This is a genomic window from Stenotrophomonas sp. WED208, assembly GCF_040984485.1.
Classification (GTDB): Bacteria; Pseudomonadota; Gammaproteobacteria; order Xanthomonadales; family Xanthomonadaceae; genus Stenotrophomonas; species Stenotrophomonas riyadhensis.
The window spans coordinates 2,875,167-2,893,970 of record NZ_JAZARB010000001.1; the positions used below are offsets into that span (position 1 = coordinate 2,875,167).

Annotated in this window: 20 protein-coding genes; 6 read left to right on the forward strand and 14 right to left on the reverse strand. The window is 66.8% G+C overall.

Annotated features, from left to right (window positions below):
• Positions 1-9: 9 nt before the first annotated feature.
• From VPH47_RS12880 to VPH47_RS12925, 10 genes are all read right to left on the reverse strand, one after another.
• Positions 10-459 (reverse strand): DUF6491 family protein, encoded by a 450-nt coding sequence (locus VPH47_RS12880; protein ID WP_032128869.1) that lies wholly within the window; start codon positions 457-459, stop codon positions 10-12.
• A gap of 204 nt (positions 460-663) precedes the next feature.
• The gene (lolD, locus tag VPH47_RS12885; RefSeq protein ID WP_014036806.1) at positions 664-1,377 is read right to left on the reverse strand and encodes a lipoprotein-releasing ABC transporter ATP-binding protein LolD; all 714 of its coding nucleotides are present in this window, start codon (positions 1,375-1,377) and stop codon (positions 664-666) included.
• Positions 1,370-2,611: a lipoprotein-releasing ABC transporter permease subunit gene (locus VPH47_RS12890; RefSeq protein WP_368850986.1), complete on the reverse strand. Its 1,242-nt coding sequence runs from the start codon at positions 2,609-2,611 to the stop codon at positions 1,370-1,372. The genes lolD and VPH47_RS12890 overlap by 8 nt, the downstream gene beginning before the upstream one ends.
• Before the next feature lie 23 nt (positions 2,612-2,634).
• Positions 2,635-3,084 (reverse strand): hypothetical protein, encoded by a 450-nt coding sequence (locus tag VPH47_RS12895; protein ID WP_368850987.1) that lies wholly within the window; start codon positions 3,082-3,084, stop codon positions 2,635-2,637.
• Positions 3,035-3,283 carry a succinate dehydrogenase assembly factor 2 gene (locus VPH47_RS12900; protein WP_005409080.1) on the reverse strand — a complete coding sequence of 83 codons (249 nt, stop codon included), beginning with the start codon at positions 3,281-3,283 and terminating at the stop codon, positions 3,035-3,037. The genes VPH47_RS12895 and VPH47_RS12900 overlap by 50 nt, the downstream gene beginning before the upstream one ends.
• Positions 3,284-3,381: 98 nt before the next feature.
• Entirely contained in the window at positions 3,382-4,167 is a 786-nt protein-coding gene (locus VPH47_RS12905; protein ID WP_005409079.1) for a succinate dehydrogenase iron-sulfur subunit, read from the reverse strand.
• 66 nt (positions 4,168-4,233) lie between these two features.
• A complete protein-coding gene (gene sdhA / locus VPH47_RS12910) occupies positions 4,234-6,024 on the reverse strand; it encodes a succinate dehydrogenase flavoprotein subunit (RefSeq protein ID WP_049445482.1) in 1,791 nt (596 codons plus the stop codon).
• 31 nt (positions 6,025-6,055) lie between these two features.
• Complete coding sequence (sdhD, locus tag VPH47_RS12915; RefSeq protein ID WP_024958619.1) at positions 6,056-6,442, reverse strand: succinate dehydrogenase, hydrophobic membrane anchor protein; 387 nt, start codon at positions 6,440-6,442, stop codon at positions 6,056-6,058.
• Positions 6,439-6,831, reverse strand: a complete 393-nt coding sequence (sdhC, locus tag VPH47_RS12920) for a succinate dehydrogenase, cytochrome b556 subunit (RefSeq protein WP_024958620.1) — start codon at positions 6,829-6,831, stop codon at positions 6,439-6,441. The genes sdhD and sdhC overlap by 4 nt, the downstream gene beginning before the upstream one ends.
• A gap of 56 nt (positions 6,832-6,887) precedes the next feature.
• Positions 6,888-7,058 carry a DUF1674 domain-containing protein gene (locus VPH47_RS12925; RefSeq protein ID WP_005409075.1) on the reverse strand — a complete coding sequence of 57 codons (171 nt, stop codon included), beginning with the start codon at positions 7,056-7,058 and terminating at the stop codon, positions 6,888-6,890.
• Positions 7,059-7,097: 39 nt separating this feature from the next.
• Between VPH47_RS12925 and VPH47_RS12930 the strand changes: the two genes are divergently transcribed.
• Complete coding sequence (locus VPH47_RS12930; RefSeq protein WP_164162809.1) at positions 7,098-7,973, forward strand: folate-binding protein YgfZ; 876 nt, start codon at positions 7,098-7,100, stop codon at positions 7,971-7,973.
• A gap of 87 nt (positions 7,974-8,060) precedes the next feature.
• Here VPH47_RS12930 and VPH47_RS12935 read toward each other — a convergent pair whose 3' ends face one another.
• Complete coding sequence (locus VPH47_RS12935) at positions 8,061-9,143, reverse strand: ABC transporter ATP-binding protein (protein ID WP_153855131.1); 1,083 nt, start codon at positions 9,141-9,143, stop codon at positions 8,061-8,063.
• A gap of 352 nt (positions 9,144-9,495) precedes the next feature.
• Here VPH47_RS12935 and zwf point away from each other — a divergent pair, with 352 nt between their 5' ends.
• From zwf to eda, 5 genes are all read left to right on the forward strand, one after another.
• Positions 9,496-10,932, forward strand: coding sequence for a glucose-6-phosphate dehydrogenase (gene zwf, locus VPH47_RS12940; RefSeq protein ID WP_010484333.1), 1,437 nt, complete (start codon positions 9,496-9,498; stop codon positions 10,930-10,932).
• Positions 10,929-11,936 carry a glucokinase gene (glk, locus tag VPH47_RS12945; RefSeq protein WP_110711924.1) on the forward strand — a complete coding sequence of 336 codons (1,008 nt, stop codon included), beginning with the start codon at positions 10,929-10,931 and terminating at the stop codon, positions 11,934-11,936. The genes zwf and glk overlap by 4 nt, the downstream gene beginning before the upstream one ends.
• A complete protein-coding gene (gene pgl, locus VPH47_RS12950; RefSeq protein ID WP_110711923.1) occupies positions 11,933-12,658 on the forward strand; it encodes a 6-phosphogluconolactonase in 726 nt (241 codons plus the stop codon). Before glk ends, pgl begins: the two co-directional genes overlap by 4 nt.
• Positions 12,659-12,716: 58 nt before the next feature.
• On the forward strand, positions 12,717-14,633 hold the full coding sequence (edd, locus tag VPH47_RS12955) for a phosphogluconate dehydratase (protein ID WP_368850988.1): 1,917 nt from the start codon (positions 12,717-12,719) through the stop codon (positions 14,631-14,633).
• Positions 14,634-14,870: 237 nt separating this feature from the next.
• Positions 14,871-15,530, forward strand: coding sequence for a bifunctional 4-hydroxy-2-oxoglutarate aldolase/2-dehydro-3-deoxy-phosphogluconate aldolase (eda, locus tag VPH47_RS12960; protein ID WP_248860335.1), 660 nt, complete (start codon positions 14,871-14,873; stop codon positions 15,528-15,530).
• Between the two features lie 330 nt (positions 15,531-15,860).
• On the opposite strand, the gene VPH47_RS12965 is transcribed toward eda, so the two are convergent.
• From VPH47_RS12965 to ispG, 3 genes are all read right to left on the reverse strand, one after another.
• Entirely contained in the window at positions 15,861-16,508 is a 648-nt protein-coding gene (locus VPH47_RS12965) for a response regulator (protein ID WP_004153112.1), read from the reverse strand.
• A 200-nt stretch (positions 16,509-16,708) separates the two neighbouring features.
• A complete protein-coding gene (locus VPH47_RS12970) occupies positions 16,709-17,458 on the reverse strand; it encodes a phosphatase PAP2 family protein (RefSeq protein WP_110711919.1) in 750 nt (249 codons plus the stop codon).
• Positions 17,439-18,704, reverse strand: a complete 1,266-nt coding sequence (gene ispG, locus VPH47_RS12975) for a flavodoxin-dependent (E)-4-hydroxy-3-methylbut-2-enyl-diphosphate synthase (RefSeq protein WP_087922229.1) — start codon at positions 18,702-18,704, stop codon at positions 17,439-17,441. Before ispG ends, VPH47_RS12970 begins: the two co-directional genes overlap by 20 nt.
• Between the last annotated feature and the right edge of the window lie 100 nt (positions 18,705-18,804).

The window sequence follows — 18,804 nt, forward strand, 5'->3', positions numbered from 1 at the left end:
ACTACCACGCTACTTCGTGCTTTCCTCGCGCTCCTGCACCTGCGCCTGGCGCAGCTCCTGCTCGGAGGCGCGTAGCGCCTTCACGTCCAGCTTGCGGATGCTGTCGATGAAGCACGGCATGCGCGGGCCGCCGGTGGGGTCGCGCACCAGCACCTTGTCGAAACGCGCCGAAACACGGTTCATCTGGCTGGTCAGGCCGATGGCGGTGGCATACGGCAGGTCCTGGCAGGGGCCTCTCAGCTCCAGCAGATAGGCCTCGCTGGGACGCGTCCACACCGCCAGTGCGCTGTCACCCAGTTCGGTCCAGCCATTGAGGCTGCCGAAGAACTGCATGTCGTTCTGCGGCGCGCCGGCATGGGCGCGGTACAGGTCAAGCTTCTCGGCAGAGCTGAGCCGGCCAGTGGTCGCGCAGGCGGCCAGCGCCAGGCAGAGTCCGGCCATCAGGATCGGGGTCTTCATGGCGATCTCCTCGGGGAACTGTCGCCATCATGCGCCTGCGCAGACAACGCCGGCGCGAAAGCCAGTACCCCATTCAGCAGCCGGTCGGCGGTCACCCCAAGCAGGCCCAAGGCTCGGGATTCCGGTAGTCGCCAACCTTGGTTGGCGCTTGCCCTGCAAGAGCAGCCGACCAAGGTCGGCTTCTACCAAAGCGGGCCCAGCGCCTCAGACGTCGGCGTGGGCCAATGCGTGCAGGCGCCCTTCGCGCAGCTCCAGCACCCGGTCCAGGCGCCGCGCCAGGCTGCGGTCGTGGGTGACCAGCACCAGGCTGGTATGACGCGCACGGTTGAGTTCCAGCATCAGCTCGAACACAGTGCCCGCGGTGCGGTCATCCAGGTTGCCGGTCGGCTCGTCGCCGAGCACGCAGGCCGGATGATTGACCAGCGCACGTGCCACCGCGGCACGTTGGCGTTCGCCGCCGGACAGCTCGCCCGGCTTGTGGTCCAGGCGATGGCCGAGGCCAACCGCTTCCAGCAGCGTGGTGGCCCGGCTGCTCGCTTCGGCCACGGCGGTGCCGGCCAGCAGCACCGGCATCATCACGTTTTCCAGCGCGGTGAACTCAGGCAACAGGTGGTGGAACTGGTAGACGAAGCCCAGCGCCTGGTTGCGCAGCAGGCCACGCGCGGTGTCCGACAGCGCTGACATGCGCTGGCCGGTCACGTAAACCTCACCCGCGGTCGGAATGTCCAGGCCACCCAGCAGGTGCAGCAGCGTGCTCTTGCCGGCACCGGAAGCACCGATGATCGCCACCGTTTCGCCGGCGGTCACGGTCAGGTCCAGGCCATCGAACACCGGGGTCTGCATGCGTCCTTCGGCGTAGGTCTTGCCCAGTGCTTCGGCACGGATCACTTCATCGCCGCGGTTGAAGACCTTATTCATAACGCAGGGCCTCCGCCGGCTGGGTGCGTGCTGCCCGCCAGGCGGGATACAGGGTGGCCAGGAAGCTCATCAGCAGCGCGACCACGGTGATCGCCACCACGTCGCCGGTCTGCATGTCGGTCGGCAGGCCGGTGATGTAGTAGACGTCCTCCGGCAGCAGCTTGACGCTGAACACGCTTTCGATGGCGCCGAGGATGCGTTCCAGGTTGAGGGTCAGGGTGATGCCGCCGATCAGGCCGGCCAGCGTGCCGAAGATGCCGATCAGCGAGCCCTGCACCATGAACACCTGCATCACCCCGCCCGGGGTCAAGCCCAGCGTGCGCAGGATGGCGATGTCGGCCTGCTTGTCGGTGACCAGCATCACCTGCGAGGACACCAGGTTGAACGCGCCCATGGCGATGATCAGCGACAGCAGGATGCCCATCACCACCTTCTCCATGCGCAGCGAGTGGTAGAGGTTGGCGTTCTGCTGGGTCCAGTCACTCACCCGGTACGCGCCGCCAAGGCTCTGCGCCAGGTCCACGCCCACTTCCAGCGAGCGGTCCATGTCGTGCAGCTTCAGCCGCACGCCGGTGGCGCCGTCGCTGCGCAGCACGCGCTCCAGGTCCTGCATGTTGGCAAAGCCAACGCCGCGATCGACCTCGTTGTAGCCGGCCTCGAAGATGCCGCTGACAGTGAAGCGTTTCATTCGTGGCACCGCACCGGCAGGCGTGCCCTGCACTTCGGCGAAGGTCACCAGCACCTGGTCGCCGACATCGACGCCCAGCCAGATCGCCAGCTCCTTGCCCAGCAGCAGGTTGAAGCTGCCCGGCGTGAGGCTGTCATAGCTGCCCTTGGTGACCTTCTTGTCGATCACCGACACCTTCGGCTCCAGCGCCGGATCGATGCCCTGGATGATTGCGCCCTGCACGCGCGGGCCGCTGATCATCGACTGGATCTCGATGTACGGCGCGGCACCCGCCACACGCGGGTCCTTGCGGGCGATGTCGACCACGCGCATCCAGTCCGGCATCGGCTCGCCGTCGCGGCTGATGGTGGTGTGCGCGGTCATCTGCAGCAGGCGGCTGCGGATTTCCTTCTGGAAACCGCTCATCACCGCCAGGGTGGTGATCAGCACCGTGACGCCGAGCGCGATGCCCAGGATCGATGCCATCGAGATGAAGGAGATGAAGCCGTTGCGGCGCTTGGCGCGCAGGTAGCGCAGGCCAATGGCCACGGGAATGGGTTTGAACATGCAGGCACGCCGGTCAATTCAGCTTATGGTGCCATCGACCGGGGCCTACGGGAAACGCCACGTGCGGCCACGGCCAGTCGCAGTTCACGTCGCTGCCCGGAATCGAGCACATCCGGCCAGAACAGCAGACGCCGGCGGCGCCGATCCTCACGCCAGAGCAACAACAGCCATGGGCCACGCACGACCAGCTGGGGTGCATCGGCGTCCTGCCCGGCCACCTGCAGCGGCTCGGGCGGTGCCGGCAGAAGCACCTGCACGCGTGGCCTGCGCTGGCGCCAGGCCAGTTCGGCCAACCCGATGACCCAGGCCAGCACCACCGCGGGCATCAGCAGCCGTGAAGGCAGATCCGATGCACGCAGCAGCCAGGGCGCAGCCAGCAGCACCGCCAACTGGGAGGCGGCCTGCAACCGCGAGGGGCGCCACTCAAGGCTTGAGGGCGAGGATCTTCTGCATGAGGGGGATCGCGTGCGCATGCGGGCAGGCCTCGTAGCCCATGAACCAGCGCCACAACTTATCGTCCTCGCAGTCGAGCAGGAACAGGAAAACCTCGCGCTCTTCGGTCGGCGCAGTGCTCCACTCGTGGTCCAGGTAACGGCCGAACAGCTGATCCAGCTCACGCATGCCGCGGCGGCAGCGCCAGCGCAGCTTCTTCAGCAGAACATCTTCTTCCATCGTGTTTCTCCAGATACAGCAAAGCCACGCATGGCGTGGCTCTGCTGGGGTGGCAAAGCCACGCGTGGCGTGGCTCTACCGGGTACAGCCGGGCCTGATCAGGCGCGGCGTTCCATCATCAGCTTCTTGATCTCGGCGATCGCCAGCGCCGGGTTCAGGCCCTTCGGGCAGGTCCGGGCGCAGTTCATGATGGTGTGGCAGCGGTACAGCTTGAACGGATCTTCCAGATCGTCCAGGCGCGCACCGGTGTCCTCATCACGCGAGTCGATGATCCAGCGGTAGGCCTGCAGCAGGATCGCCGGGCCAAGGTAACGCTCGCCGTTCCACCAGTAGCTCGGGCAGCTGGTCGAGCAGCAGGCGCACAGGATGCACTCGTACAGGCCGTCCAGCTTCTTGCGGTCTTCCGGCGACTGCAGGCGCTCACGGTCCGGCGGTGCCGGGGTCTGGGTGCGGATCCACGGCTTGATCGACGCGTACTGCGCGTAGAAGTGGGTCAGGTCCGGAACCAGATCCTTGACCACGTTCATGTGCGGCAGCGGGTAGATCGGCACTTCCTTCTTGCCGCAGTCCGAGATGGCTCGGGTGCAGGCCAGGGTGTTGGTGCCGTCGATGTTCATCGCGCACGAACCGCAGATACCTTCGCGGCAGGAGCGGCGGAAGGTCAGGGTCGGGTCGATCTCGTTCTTGATCTTGATCAGGGCGTCCAGGACCATCGGGCCACAGGCGTCCAGATCGACTTCATAGGTATCGGTGCGCGGGTTGCTGTCGTCGTCCGGACTCCAGCGGTAGATCTTGAAGGTGCGCACGTTCTTGCCGCCGTTCTTGACGGGGAAGTGCTTGCCCTTCGTGATCTTGGAATTCTTGGGGAGTGAAAACTCGGCCATGGCTGCTCTCGTTGGCTCAGGCGGCCCGCGCCCGTGGGCGCGGATTGCATGGTAGGCGGGGGCGGATCAGTACACGCGCGGCTTCGGCGGCACCACGGACACGTCATCGGTCAACGTGTACATGTGCACCGGACGGTAGTCGAAGCTGCACTTGCCCTTCTCGTCGACGCTGACCAGGGTGTGCTTCTGCCAGTTGACGTCGTCGCGGTCCGGATAGTCCTCGTGCGCATGCGCGCCGCGGCTTTCCTTGCGCTGTTCGGCCGAGTTGATCGTCGCCACCGCGTTGAGCAGCAGGTTGTTCAGCTCGTAGGTCTCGATCAGGTCCGAGTTCCAGACCAGCGAACGGTCGGAGACCTTCACGTCCTGGAACGAGTCGAAGATCTTGTCCATCTTCTCGCAGCCTTCCTTCAGCGTCTGGCTGGTGCGGAAGACCGCCGCGTCGGCCTGCATGGTGCGCTGCATGCGATCGCGGATGACCGAGGTCGGGGTATCGCCGTTGGCGTGGCGCAGCTTGTCCAGCAGGCCCAGCGCCTTGTCGCAGGCATCGGCCGGCAGCGGCTTGTGCGAAGCGCCCGGCTTGATGGTCTCGGCGCAGCGGTTGGCCACCGCACGACCGAACACCACCAGATCCAGCAGCGAGTTCGAGCCCAGGCGGTTGGCGCCGTGCACGGACACGCAGGCGGCTTCACCGATGGCGTACAGGCCCGGCACCACGGCATCCGGGTTGTCGCCGACCTTGCGCACGACTTCGCCGTGATAGTTGGTCGGAATGCCACCCATGTTGTAGTGCACGGTCGGGATGACCGGGATCGGCTGCTTGTGCACGTCGACGCCGGCGAAGATGCGGGCGCTTTCTGCGATGCCCGGCAGCTTCTCGTCGATCACGCCCGGGCCGAGGTGGGTCAGGTCGAGCAGGATGTGGTCCTTGTGCTCGCCGACGCCGCGGCCTTCGCGGATCTCGATGGTCATCGAACGGCTGACCACGTCGCGCGAGGCCAGGTCCTTGTAGTGCGGTGCGTAGCGCTCCATGAAGCGCTCGCCGCTGCTGTTGCGCAGGATGCCACCTTCACCGCGGACACCCTCGGTGATCAGGCAGCCGGCACCGTAGATGCCGGTCGGATGGAACTGCACGAACTCCATGTCCTGCATGGCGATGCCGGCACGCATGGCCAGGCCGCCACCGTCACCGGTGCAGGTGTGCGCCGAGGTGGCGCTGAAGTAGGCACGGCCGTAACCGCCGGTGGCCAGCACCACGCCCTGGGCGCGGAACAGGTGCAGGGTGCCGTCGGACATGTCCAGGGCCAGCACGCCGCGGCAGGCGCCTTCGTCATCGAAGATCAGGTCGAGTGCGAAGTACTCGATCATGAAGCGCGCGTCGTGCTTCAGCGACTGCTGGTACAGCGTGTGCAGCATCGCGTGGCCGGTACGATCGGCCGCCGCGCAGGTACGCTGCGCCGCCGGGCCTTCGCCGTACTTGGTGGTCATGCCACCGAACGGACGCTGGTAGATCTTGCCTTCGGCGGTGCGCGAGAACGGCACGCCGTAGTGCTCGAGCTCGATGATGGCCGGGATGGCCTCACGGCACATGTATTCGATGGCGTCCTGGTCGCCCAGCCAGTCCGACCCCTTGATGGTGTCGAAGAAGTGGTAGCGCCAGTCGTCCTCGCCCATGTTGGCGAGTGCGGCCGAGATACCGCCCTGGGCGGCAACGGTGTGCGAACGGGTCGGGAAGACCTTGGTCAGGCACACGGTCTGCAGGCCCTTGGCGGCCAGGCCGAACGTGGCGCGCAGGCCGGCGCCGCCGGCGCCGACCACGACCATGTCGTACTTGTGTTCGGTGATCTTGTAAGCGGACATCTAATCTGGATTCCTGTGTTGGTGCCTGGGCTCAGGCAACGCCGAGGGCGATGCGGCCCACCGCAAACACACTGACGATCATGCCGAGCACGGCGACAAACTTCACCGCGGTCTGCAGCACCAGGGCCAGCAGCGATTCGTGGATGTAGTCTTCCAGCACGACCTGCATGCCGAGCTGCGCGTGCCAGAACATGGCGATCAGCAGGCCGATCAGCGGCACGGCGTTCCACGGCTTGGCCACGGCGGCGGCGGCGGTCGCGTAGTCCGAACCCAGCAGGCTCAGCACGAAGACCAGGAACCAGATGCCCAGCGCCACCAGGGCGGCGGCGGTCAGGCGCTGGTGCACGAAGTGCTCGGTGCCGGTCTTGGCCGAGCCAAGGCCACGCACGCTCTTCAACGGGGTACGGAACTTGCTCACGCGGCACCTCCGAACATCACATAGGCCCACACCAGCAGGGTGATCACCAGGCTGCCGATGACCGACAGCCAGCTGCTGCGGATGAAGGCGGGGATGCTGAAGCCGATGGCGAAGTCCTGCACCACATGGCGGATGCCATTGCACAGGTGATAGGCGAACGACCATGTCCACGCGAACAGGAACACGCGGCCATACCAGGCCCCGGCATGGCCGGTGAAGCAGTTCCAGGACTCGGGCCCCATCATCAGGGCCAGCAGGCCGGCGGCGATGATGAGGGCACCAACAGACAGAAAGACGCCAGTGGCTCGATGCAGGATCGAGGTGGCCATCTGAATCTGCCAGCGATACACCTGAAGGTGCGGGGAAAGTGGGCGTTGTCTGGTCGCCATTCGCTGGGCTCGTTGTCTCGGCTGGGCGGCACGCGGCCGCGTTGGCTCAATGCTGATCAGAAATCGATGCAGCGTCCGTTTTTCTCCCAATCGCCGTACCGCACCGGATCAAGTCCGCCGCGGCCGCCGAATTCCTCTGCTTTTTCCTGTTCCACGGGCACGGGTGCCGCGGGGACCAGCGGGGCTTCAGATTCGTCGTCGGGAGTGGGGGTTGTTTGGCCTATCATGTTCGGTCTCGCAACGCACAAATTTTAGACCTCGTTCACGTGCCTGACAACCTGCCCCCTGCTTTCGTCGGATATCCGCGCCTGCCCGGCCACCAGCTGCTGAGCCTGCAAGGCCCGGATGCGGCTGTCTTTGCCCACGCCCAGTTCAGCAGCGATGTCACCGCCCTGCCCCTGCAGCACTGGCAGTGGAGCGCTTGGCTGAGCGCCAAGGGCCGCACCCTGGCGGTGTTCCAGCTGCTTCGACTGGCGGACGACCACGTGATGCTGGTGCTGGCCGACGGCGATGCCGATGCGATTGCGTCGCAACTGCAGCGCTTCGTGTTCCGCCGAAAGGTGAAGGTGCAGGTGCGCAGCGATCTGGCGGTGGCCGGCGCGTTCACCGCACCCGAGGCCGCCAGTGGCGCCGCGATTGCGCAGACCGCAGGTGACGGCTGGGAGCTGGACTTGGGCAGCGATGCCTTGCCGCGGACCCTGCGCATTGGCAGCGCCGATGCCTTCGCCGCCGGCAGTGAAGCCGATGAGGCCGCTTTCGCACTGGCCTGGCGCCAGGCCGACCTGCGCTACGGTCTGCCCCGGCTGCAAGAAAGCCAGCGCGAAGTGTGGACCCCGCAGCAGCTGGGGTTGGACCGCCTGAACGGTTACAGCGTGAAGAAGGGCTGCTATCCCGGCCAGGAAATCGTCGCCCGCACCCACTTCCTCGGCAAAGCCAAGCGCGCGGTGCAGCTGCTGCATACCGCGGCACCGGCGCAGGCCGGCGATGGCGTGCAGCAGGATGGCGCAGCGCTGGGCACGATTGCCTGCGTGGCCGGCGACCTGGCACTGGCGGTGCTGCCGCTGGAAGCCAGCGACGCTGATCTGCAGGTCGGTGATGCCATCGCGCAGCGCATGCCGCTGCTGGATGGATTGGCGCGCTGAATCCGGTGGATGAAGGAATGGTAGTGCCGGCCGCTGGCCGGCAACCATGCCTGGTTGAGGTTGCCGGCCAGCGGCCGGCACTACCCGTTACAGGCGCTCGCCGGTTTCCGGGTTGAAGAAGTGCAGGCCCTGCGGGTGGATCGCCACGCGGATCTGCTCGCCCACCGCCGGCAGCGACTGCGGCGCCACGCGCATGGTCAGCGCGTGCTGGCCACTGCTCAGATTCACGAAGATCTCGTTGCCGACCGGCTCGATGCCTTCGATGCGCGCGATGAACGCATGCGCATCATCGGCGGCCGCCGGTTGCAGGTGCTCCGGGCGCACGCCCACCGCGATCGGCTTCTGCAGCCACGCCGGATCGATCGTGGCCTGGCCCAGCGGTGCACGCCATTCGCCGTCGACCACGGTCACACCACCGGCATCGCCCTGCAGCGTGCCACGCAGCACGTTCATCGCCGGGCTGCCGAGGAAACCGGCCACGAACAGATTGGCCGGGCGGTCATACAGCGCCATCGGCGTATCGATCTGCTGGATGATGCCGTCCTTCAGCACCACGATGCGCTGGCCCAGGGTCATCGCTTCGACCTGGTCGTGCGTCACGTAGATCATGGTGGTGCCCAGCTTGCGGTGCAGCTGCGCGATTTCGGTGCGCACGCTGTGGCGCAGCTTGGCGTCGAGGTTGGACAGCGGCTCGTCCAGCAGGAACACCGCCGGCTCGCGCACCAGTGCACGGCCCAGCGCAACACGCTGGCGCTGGCCACCGGACATCGCCTTGGGCAGCTTGTCCATCATCTCGGTCAGGCCCAGGGTCTGCGCTGCTTCGGCGATGCGCTTGTCGATGGTCGCCTTGTCATGCCCGCGCAGCTTCAGGCCGAAGGCCAGGTTCTCGGCCACGGTCATGTGCGGATACAGCGCGTAACTCTGGAACACCATGGCGATGTCGCGATCCTTCGGCGCCACGTCGTTGACCACGCGATCACCGATGGTCAGCGTGCCGCCACTGATCTCCTCCAGGCCAGCCACCATCCGCAGCAGGGTCGACTTGCCACAGCCGGACGGTCCGACCAGCACCATCAGCTCGCCATCGGCGACCTCGAAGCTGGCGTCCTTCACCGCGACCTGGCCGTTGTCATAGACCTTGCGCACACCCTGCAACTGCACTTTTGCCATATCACCTATCCGGTCCGCCCGAAGCCGGGCTGTCTTTTGGGACTGCCTCGGCCCTCCCGATGGCAGTGATGATTGCGCGCCTGCCGCATGACGGCGAGCACTGCAATCGAATACAGTTGCCCATTCTGCCATGTAAACGTTTTCACGTGGCACTATCCGATGATCGGTGCGCACCGATCTGCGTCGGCGGTTGAACGAAGGTTCCGCCGAGGCAGTGGTTTCGAATGGAACGGTCTTCCGCTACCCCGGAGAACGCCCCTGACGAGCCTCGGACAGGCAGTTGCGCGGATGTCCCCCGAACCCAGCCATGAAGCGATTGACAACGATGTCACCCGGATCTGAAACTCGAGCGATGCACGACACCCTCTTCCTGTTCGGTGCCACAGGTGATCTGGCCCAGCGCTACCTGTTCCCTTCGCTGCTTCGCCTGCTTGGCGACGGCCTGCTGCCGGAGGACTTCCGCATCCGTGCACTTGCCCTGTCCGGGCATGACACTGAAGCCTTCCATGACATCCTGCGGCCGCGCCTGCAGCAGGCCATGCCGATGGCCACGCAGGACGACATCAGCGCCCTGCTGCGCCGCATCGACTACCGTTCGGTGGACCTGCGCGACGTCGACTCGGTTGCCGCCGCAGTTTCCGACCTGGTGCACCGCAAGTGCGTCAGCTACCTGGCCATCCCACCGGGCCTGTACATCTCCACCTGCGAAGGCCTGGCCAAGGGCGGCGCCCTCGCCGCACCCGCACGCCTGATGCTGGAGAAGCCGATCGGCAGCGACAGCGAGAGCGCCGAGGAAATCATCAGCACGATCGGCCAGTGGATCGACGAGGACCGCGTGTTCCGCCTCGACCACTACCTGGGCAAGGCCGCAGTGCAGAACCTGATCGCGCTGCGCTTCGGCAACACGCTGCTGGAAGCGGTGTGGAACCGCAACTACATCGAATCGGTGCACATCCTGGTGGCCGAGAGCGAAGGCGTGGATGGCCGCGACGCCTACTACGCCCGCTCCGGCGCCCTGCGCGACATGGTGCAGAGCCACATCCTGCAGCTGCTGTGCATGGTGGCGATGGAGCCGCCGGCCTCGCTGGAAGCCGACCGCATCCGCGACGAGAAGGTCAAGGTGCTGCGCGCCCTGCGCCCGCTCGATGCCAAGCACGCCGCGCGTGACAGCATCCGTGGCCGCTACACCGCCGGTACCATCAACGGCCAGCCGGCCCAGGCCTACCAGCCGCCGGAAGGCAGCGACGTGGAAACCTTCGCCGGTGTCACCGCGCACATCGACAACTGGCGCTGGAGCGGCGTGCCGTTCCATCTGGTCACCGGCAAGCGCCTGCCCGAGCGCACCACGCGCGTGGTGGTCACGCTGAAGCCGGTCACCCACTGGCTGTTCGAGCGCCCGCAGCGCGCGCAGGCCGCACCGAACCGCCTGGTATTCCAGCTGCAGCCGCAGGAAAACATCGAACTGGGCCTGATGAGCAGCCTGGCCGGCCCGGAATGGGGCGCGCTGGAACTGCATCCGCTGGAACTGGAATTGTCGGTGCCGACCGGCCTGCACCGCCGCATCGCTTACGAACGCCTGTTCCTGGATGCCTTCAACGGCAACCACACGCTGTTCGTGCGCGATGACGAAGTGCGCGCCGCCTGGGCGTGGATCGACAGCGTCGCCGACGCCTGGAAGGACGCCAAGCTGCCGCTGGAGCCCTACCCGGCCGGCCAATGGGGCCCGAGCAATGCGGGCGAGTTCCTGCCGCAGGGCGTGGACGCGCCGGACAGCGGAGCGTCGGCATGAGTGCCAGCTCGCAGCCGGTGCTGGTCGCCGACATCGGCGGTACCAACGCCCGCTTCGCCCTGGCCGACACCTCGCAGGACGCACCGCTGCAGAAGGACAGCATCCGCGAATACGCGGTGGCGGAGTTCCCGTCGCTGGGTGATGCCGCGCGCCACCACCTGGAACAGATCGGCGCCACGGCCAGCCGCGGCGTGTTCGCGGTGGCCGGTCGCGTCGACGGTGACGAAGCGCGCATCACCAACCACCCGTGGGTGATCTCGCGCAGCCGCACTGCAGCCATGCTCGGCTTCAACGAACTGCACCTGATCAACGACTTCGCCGCACAGGCGATGGCGATTTCACTACTGCAGCCCGAAGACGTGGTCCAGGTCGGCGGCGCCGCCTGGGTCCCGGGCAAGCCGGGCCAGCCGCGCAACTACGCGGTGATCGGGCCGGGTACCGGGCTGGGTGTCGGCGGCCTGATCCTGCGCCATGGCCGCTGCTACCCGCTGGAAACCGAAGGCGGCCATGTCAGCTTCCCGCCGGGAACGCCGGAGGAAATCCGCATCCTGGAGATCCTGTCCGAGCAGTTCGGCCGCGTCTCCAACGAACGCCTGATCTGTGGCCCCGGGCTGGTCAACATCCATCGTGCCGTGTGCGAGATGGCCGGCATCGATCCGGGCCAACTGCAGCCGGTGGACGTGACCGCGCGTGCCCTGCACGGTGATCCGCAGGCGATGCGCACCGTGGATGTGTTCTGTGCCGTGTTCGGCGCCATCGCAGGCGACCTGGTGCTGACCCAGGGTGCGTGGGACGGCGTGTTCCTGACCGGCGGGCTGACCCCGAAGATGCTCGATTCGCTGCAGCACTCCGGTTTCCGCCAGCGCTTCGAACACAAGGGCCGCTTCTCTTCGATCATGGCGCGGGTGCCCTCGTTGGCCGTGATGCATCCCCACGCCGGACTGCTGGGCGCCGCCGCCTACGCCGCCGACGCCGAACGTGACGCACCTGGAGTTGCCGCATGAGCCCCACCACCTTCCACGACGACCGCATCGAGTTCATCCAGCACGGCGATGCCGATGGCTGGATCGAGGCGGTGGCCGCCGAGATGGCGCAGACCCTCAACCACGACATCAACGAAGTGGGCCGTGCCCGCATCCTGTTGTCTGGCGGCACCACGCCGGCACCGGTCTACCAGGCGCTGGCCGAACTGGACGTGCACTGGGACCGGGTGGAAGTGAGCCTGGCCGACGAGCGCTGGCTGTCGCCGCAGGATCGCGACAGCAATGCCTGGCTGGTGCGCGAACACCTGCTGAAGCGCGCCGAAGGTGCGCATTTCGATCCGCTGGTGCGCATCGGCAAGCCCCTGCCGGAATGCGTGTACACCGCCAACCTGCAGGCCCAGCACAGCCAGCCGCCGAGCCTGGTGGCACTGGGCATGGGCAACGACGGCCACACCGCCTCGCTGTTCCCGGGCTCGAAGGACCTGGCCCGCGCACTGGAAAGCACCCTGCCCTACGCGGCGCTGGATGCCACCGGCTGCCCGGGCGCGAACCAGTGGCCGCTGCGCATCACCCTGACCCCGCATGGCCTGCGCCAGTGCCGCCAGCGCCTGCTGCTGCTGCGCGGCAAGCAGAAGCTGCAGGTACTACGCCAGGCGCTGGACAGCAATGACGTCCAGCAGTACCCCATCCTCAATGCGATCAACCTGGAAGGCGCGCGCCTGCGCGTCCACTGGGCTGATTGATGTTGGCGGCGGCGCCGTGCCGCCGCTTGCCTCTCGCCACCACGAACGCCGGTAGCCAATGAGCCTCCATCCGCAACTGCAAGCCATCACTGAGCGTGTCATCCGCCGCAGCGCCGCCTCGCGCGCCGCCTACCTGGCCGCGATCGACGCCTCCCTGCGTGAAGGCCCGTTCCGCAGCCGCCTGAGCTGCGGCAACCTCGCCCACGGGTTCGCCGCCTGCGGCGGCACCGACAAGAGCCGCCTGCGCGGTGGCGTGACACCGAACCTGGGCATCATCACCGCCTACAACGACATGCTGTCGGCGCACCAGCCGTTCGAGACCTATCCCGAGCAGATCCGCGAGATCGCCCGTGAGCTGGGTGCCACCGCACAGGTGGCAGGCGGCGTGCCGGCGATGTGCGACGGTGTCACCCAGGGCCGCGGCGGCATGGAACTGTCGCTGTTCTCGCGCGATGTGATCGCGCAGGCCACCGCGATCGGGCTCAGCCATGACATGTTCGACACCACCGTCTACCTCGGTGTGTGCGACAAGATCGTGCCGGGCCTGCTGATCGGTGCGCTGGCCTTCGGCCATCTGCCGGCGGTGTTCGTGCCGGCCGGCCCGATGACCCCGGGCATCCCGAACAAGCAGAAGGCCGAAGTGCGCGAGCGCTACGCTGCCGGCGAAGCTACCCGCGAAGAACTGCTGGAAGCGGAGTCCGCCTCGTACCACGGCGCCGGCACCTGCACCTTCTACGGCACCGCCAATTCCAACCAGGTACTGCTGGAAGCAATGGGCGTGCAGTTGCCGGGCGCATCGTTCGTCAATCCGGGCACGCCGTTGCGCGACGCCCTGACCCGCGAAGCGACCGAGCGCGCGCTGGACATCACGGCACTCGGCGACGACTTCCGCCCGTTGGGCCGGATCATCGACGAACGCGCGATCATCAACGCGGTCATCGCGCTGATGGCTACCGGTGGTTCGACCAATCACACCATCCACTGGATCGCGGTGGCGCGTGCGGCCGGCATCGTGCTGACCTGGGACGACTTCGACGAACTGTCGCAGCTGATTCCGCTGCTGGCGCGCGTCTATCCGAACGGCGATGCTGACGTGAACCGCTTTGCCGCTGCCGGTGGCCCGGCGTTCGTGTTCGGCGAACTGATCAAGGCGGGCCTGATGCATGGCGACCTGGTCAGCGTGGCACGTGGCGGCATGGCCGACTATGCGCGCGAGCCGCAGCTGCGCGACGGCCGGCTGGTCTACCTGCCGGGCCTGGAACGCAGCGCCGATGACGAAGTGGTGCGTGGCGTCGACAATCCGTTCGAACACCAGGGCGGCCTGCGCCTGCTGCGCGGCAACCTCGGCAAGTCGCTGATCAAGCTGTCGGCGGTGAAGCCGCAGTACCGCACGATCGAGGCGCCGGCGGTAGTGGTCGATGCGCCGCAGGTGCTGAACAAGCTGCATGCCGGCGGCCTGCTGCCCGAGCATTTCGTGGCGGTGGTGCGTTACCAGGGCCCGCGTGCGAACGGCATGCCGGAACTGCATTCGCTGGCGCCGCTGCTGGGCCTGCTGCAGAACCAGGGCCGGCGCGTGGCGCTGGTCACCGATGGCCGCCTGTCCGGTGCCTCGGGCAAGATTCCGGCGGCGATCCATGTGACGCCGGAAGCGGCGCGCGGCGGTCCACTGGCCAAGGTGCGCGAGGGCGACATGATCCGCCTCGATGGCGAGGCCGGCACGCTGGAAGTGCTGGTGGACGCGGCCGAATGGGCCGCGCGCCCGCTGGCGCCGAACACCGCGCCAGCCGCGCATGATCTGGGCCGCAACCTGTTCGCGATCAACCGTCGCGTGGTGGGTCCGGCCGACCAGGGGGCGATTTCGATTTCGTGCGGGCCGGCGGCGGCTGATGGTGGGCCGTGGGACTACGATGCGGAGTACGAGCTGGGGCACGATGCCGCGGCGGCGGCGGCGCCGCATGAGGCGAAAGACGCCTGAGGGTTGAAGAGCGTTGCGGGTGTGCGTTGGCGGTGAGTGTCCTGGTTGAGGCGGCGGGTAGCCCCCACCAGGACACGCCGTAAACCCATCCATGGGGGCTCGGTCGCGCCATCCATGGCGCTCACGGTCCTGGTGGGGGCTACCCGCCGCCTCAGGACAGTTTCCCGGCGCCCTCGCGCCGCGAAGTGATCACTGAAAATCAAATTCAAACGCAGAAGCAAAGGCAGAAGCAAAGCTATGGGTATCGAACAACATCAGGTGAAGGCGGCGGAGCTGTTGCGTGCGGCGGGCATCCTGCCGGTGGTGACGATTCATACGCTGGACCAGGCGCGTGCGGTCAGCGCGGCGCTGCTGGAAGGTGGTTTGCCGGCGATCGAGCTGACGCTGCGTACGCCGGTGGCGATGGAAGCGCTGGCGATGCTCAAGCGCGAGCTGCCGGACGTAGTGGTGGGTGCGGGCACGGTGCTGACCGTGGAGCAGATGCAGCAGTCGATCGATGCGGGCGCGGACTTCCTGGTGACACCGGGCACGCCGCCGGCGCTGGCCGATGCATTGGCCGCTGCGCCGCTACCAGTGGTGCCGGGTGCGGCAACGCCGACCGAGCTGCTGTCGCTGTATGCGCGTGGCTTCCGCGTGTGCAAGCTGTTCCCGGCCACGGCCGTGGGTGGGCTGGCGATGATCAAGGGCCTGGCCGGCCCGGTCGCCGACCTGAAGCTGTGCCCGACCGGTGGCATCACCGAAAACACCGCCGCCGAATACCTCGAGCAGAAGAACGTGGTCTGCATCGGCGGTTCGTGGATGGTGCCGGGCAACTGGATCGCCGACGACGCATGGGACAAGGTGCGCGCCAGCGCCGCTGACGCCGCGAAGATCATCAAGCGCGTGCGCGGCCACTGAGCCCGACAAAGGTGTAGAGCCGAGCCCACGCTCGGCTCCGGCATCATCAGGGGTCAGAGCCCTTTCCCACCGGGAAATGGATCCGACCCTAGGCGACGAGCGCGCAAAGCGCGCGACCCGCTCCTGCTCTTCCTTCTTCATTCCGCGGTGGCGGCGCACGGAAACTGTCCGTGGCCCTGCGGAGGGATTGCGCAGGGGCGTAAGCGCCATGGATGGCGCGCTCGAGCCTCCAGGGATGGATTCACGGCGCCCCCTGCGCAATCCCTCCGCAGGGCCGATCCGACGAATCCTACCGCACACCGCGAGGGGCTCAGCCGTTGGCCGAAACCCTTACAGCGGCCGCGCCGGATCCACCAGCCCGTACTGGCTCGCCATCCGCGCCAGCGCGATGTTGTCGTGGATCCCCATCTTCTCGAACAACCGCGCCTTGTGCGTGTTCACCGTCTTCGCACTCAGGCTCAGCCGCCGCGCGATGTCTTCCTGGCGCAGGCCCTGGGTCAGCAGCAACGCCACCTCCAGCTCGCGCGGGGACAGGCTGTCGAACGGCGAACCGTTGCCTTCCACCGTCGACAGCGCCAGGTTCTGCGCGATGCTGGTGCCCAGGTAGCGACGGCCACCGGCCACGTCACGCACCGCGCGCAACAACTCCTGCGCATCGCAGCCCTTGCCGATGTAACCGGCGGCGCCAGCCTCGAGCAGCCGCTTCGGCAGCGGGCCATCTTCCAGCACCGACACGATCACCACGCGGGTATTGCGGTGGCTGCGGACGATGCGCTCGGTCACTTCCATGCCGCTCACGCCCGGCAGGTGCAGATCGCACAGCACCACGTCCGGCAGCAGCTGGCGCACTTCGCGCAGCGCATCTTCACCGGTCTCGGCTTCGCCCACCACCTCGATGTCGGTTTCCCCCGACAGAATCATCTTCATCCCGGTGCGGACCAGTGCGTGGTCATCCACCAGGTAGACTCGAATCGTCATTCATGTACCTCTTCGAATGCGGCCATTGCAGGTCAAGCTAGGCAGGGTGCCGATACCCTGCAAGCGCGCCCGTAATGCAGCGCCGGCGATCTGCCTTGCGCATCACAGTACGACGCGTTGTGCTTGCCCCCTGTCTTGCAGAACCTGCTGCAACGAAACAACTGATCTATCACGTAGACGTCCCCGAAGGGCCATCCACGTCAAACCCCCTGTGATGATGCTTCGCTGGCCTTCGCTGGCGGCGAGCCGTGACGTCGCCAAGGGTGCCGGCGACTGAACATGACCAGATAGCACCCTACCACCCAAACCAGCGCGGCACACCATCCGGCCAGGATATCGGAGGGGTAATGCACCCCCAGGTAGACCCGGGACACGCTGACCAGCAGGCTGAACGCCGGTGCGAGCAGCAGCACCGGCCAGCGCCAGCGGGTGTTCCAGGCCAGCAGCACCAGGGTCACCGCCAGGGTCATCGAGCCCATCGCATGGCCGCTCGGGAAGCTGAACGTCGACTCCGGCGCGATCGATTCCCACAGGCTGGGGCGCTGGCGCTGGAAGAAATGCTTGCTGCCCATGTTCAGCAGCGCCGAGCCGACGAAGCTGACCGCCACGAAGGTCGCCTCGCGCCAACGCCGGTAGCCCAGCAGCGCGCCGATGATCAGCACATCGGCCGGGATGAGGAACCACTCGTAGCCCAGTCTGGAAATGAGCACGAAGAAGCGGTCGAGCAGCGGCGAATGCAGGCCATGCATCTGCCACAGAAGGGGCGCGTCGAAATGGAACGATTCAAACTCGTGCACTTCGTCGGCCAGGGCGACGAAACCGGCCAGCGGCAGCAGCACGCCACCGAACAGCAGCAGCAGGCGCCAGGCATTGCGCGCCATCCAGTGGCGGAAACCGGAGGCGGACTCCGGCGCAGCGAGGATCGCGGGCTTATCCGGCGCTTCGGACATATTTGTGTTCGACGTAATCGTCGATCAGGGCGACGAACTCCTGGGCGATGTTCTCGCCACGCAGGGTCACCTTCTTCTCGCCATCGACGAACACGGGCGCGGCCGGGGTTTCACCGGTGCCCGGCAACGAAATACCGATGTTGGCGTGCCGCGACTCACCCGGCCCATTGACGATGCAGCCCATCACCGCCAGGGTCATGTTCTCCGCACCCGGGTGGTGGATCTTCCACAGCGGCATCTTCTCGCGCACATGGTTCTGTACCACCTTGGCCAGCTCCTGGAAGAACTCGGAGGTGGTGCGACCGCAGCCCGGGCAGGCCGTGACCAGCGGCGTGAAGGCGCGCTGGCCGGTGGTCTGCAGCAGTTCCTGGGCGACGATCACTTCCTGCGTGCGCGACTGGCCCGGTTCCGGGGTCAGCGAGATGCGGATGGTGTCACCGATGCCTTCCTGCAGCAGCACGCTCAGTGCCGCCGACGAGGCAACGATGCCCTTGCTGCCGATACCGGCCTCGGTCAGGCCCAGGTGCAGGGCGAAGTCCGAACGCTGGGCCAGGTCGCGGTACACCGCGATCAGTTCCTGCACGCCACTGACCTTGGCCGACAGCACGATACGATCACGCGGCAAACCGAGCTCCACCGCCTGCTCGGCCGAATCCAGCGCCGAACGGATCAGCGCCTCGCGCAGCACGCGACCGGCATCCCAGGGCTGTTCGCGCAGGTTGTTCTCGTCCATCAGCTTCGCGGCCAGGGCCTGGTCCAGCGAGCCCCAGTTGGCGCCGATGCGTACCGGCTTGTTGTAGCGGATCGCGAACTCGATCAACTGCGCGAACTGCAGGTCCTTCTTCTTGCCGAAGCCGACGTTGCCCGGGTTGATGCGGTACTTGGCCAGCGCTTCGGCACAGGCAGGTTCGGCGGTCAGCAGCTGGTGGCCGTTGTAATGGAAGTCGCCGATCAGCGGCACGTCGATGCCCATCATCGCCAGCTTGTCGACGATGCGCGGGATCGCCGCAGCGGCTTCAACGGTGTTGACGGTCAAGCGCACCATTTCCGAACCGGCCCGCCACAGCTCGGCCACCTGCTTCACGCTGGAGGCCACGTCGGACGTGTCAGTGTTGGTCATCGACTGCACCACCACCGGCTTGCCTCCGCCTACGGTGACCCCGCCGATCTGCACGGCATGGGTCTGGCGGCGGGGCCAGGAGGTGGCATCGGAGGGAGGAGTCGGGCGGGTGACGGCGTCGTGCATGGGCGCATTCTACCGCCCGCCCCCGCATTCCGGGTGACTCGCATTCAGCCGGCGGCACGGCTGCGGCCTATTGTCGCAGGCACGCCCGCCCGTGAACGCA

Coding starts and splice junctions, on each gene's coding strand:
- ispG (WP_087922229.1), bottom strand. CDS start 18,704: ATGCACGACGCCGTCACCCGCCCGACTCCTCCCTCCGATGCCACCTCC.
- VPH47_RS12965 (WP_004153112.1), bottom strand. CDS start 16,508: ATGACGATTCGAGTCTACCTGGTGGATGACCACGCACTGGTCCGCACC.
- VPH47_RS12905 (WP_005409079.1), bottom strand. CDS start 4,167: ATGGCCGAGTTTTCACTCCCCAAGAATTCCAAGATCACGAAGGGCAAG.
- sdhA (WP_049445482.1), bottom strand. CDS start 6,024: ATGTCCGCTTACAAGATCACCGAACACAAGTACGACATGGTCGTGGTC.
- VPH47_RS12925 (WP_005409075.1), bottom strand. CDS start 7,058: ATGATAGGCCAAACAACCCCCACTCCCGACGACGAATCTGAAGCCCCG.
- VPH47_RS12970 (WP_110711919.1), bottom strand. CDS start 17,458: ATGTCCGAAGCGCCGGATAAGCCCGCGATCCTCGCTGCGCCGGAGTCC.
- VPH47_RS12890 (WP_368850986.1), bottom strand. CDS start 2,611: ATGTTCAAACCCATTCCCGTGGCCATTGGCCTGCGCTACCTGCGCGCC.
- zwf (WP_010484333.1), top strand. CDS start 9,496: ATGCACGACACCCTCTTCCTGTTCGGTGCCACAGGTGATCTGGCCCAG.
- pgl (WP_110711923.1), top strand. CDS start 11,933: ATGAGCCCCACCACCTTCCACGACGACCGCATCGAGTTCATCCAGCAC.
- eda (WP_248860335.1), top strand. CDS start 14,871: ATGGGTATCGAACAACATCAGGTGAAGGCGGCGGAGCTGTTGCGTGCG.
- lolD (WP_014036806.1), bottom strand. CDS start 1,377: ATGAATAAGGTCTTCAACCGCGGCGATGAAGTGATCCGTGCCGAAGCA.
- edd (WP_368850988.1), top strand. CDS start 12,717: ATGAGCCTCCATCCGCAACTGCAAGCCATCACTGAGCGTGTCATCCGC.
- VPH47_RS12935 (WP_153855131.1), bottom strand. CDS start 9,143: ATGGCAAAAGTGCAGTTGCAGGGTGTGCGCAAGGTCTATGACAACGGC.
- VPH47_RS12880 (WP_032128869.1), bottom strand. CDS start 459: ATGAAGACCCCGATCCTGATGGCCGGACTCTGCCTGGCGCTGGCCGCC.
- VPH47_RS12895 (WP_368850987.1), bottom strand. CDS start 3,084: ATGCGCACGCGATCCCCCTCATGCAGAAGATCCTCGCCCTCAAGCCTT.
- sdhC (WP_024958620.1), bottom strand. CDS start 6,831: ATGGCGACCAGACAACGCCCACTTTCCCCGCACCTTCAGGTGTATCGC.
- VPH47_RS12900 (WP_005409080.1), bottom strand. CDS start 3,283: ATGGAAGAAGATGTTCTGCTGAAGAAGCTGCGCTGGCGCTGCCGCCGC.
- glk (WP_110711924.1), top strand. CDS start 10,929: ATGAGTGCCAGCTCGCAGCCGGTGCTGGTCGCCGACATCGGCGGTACC.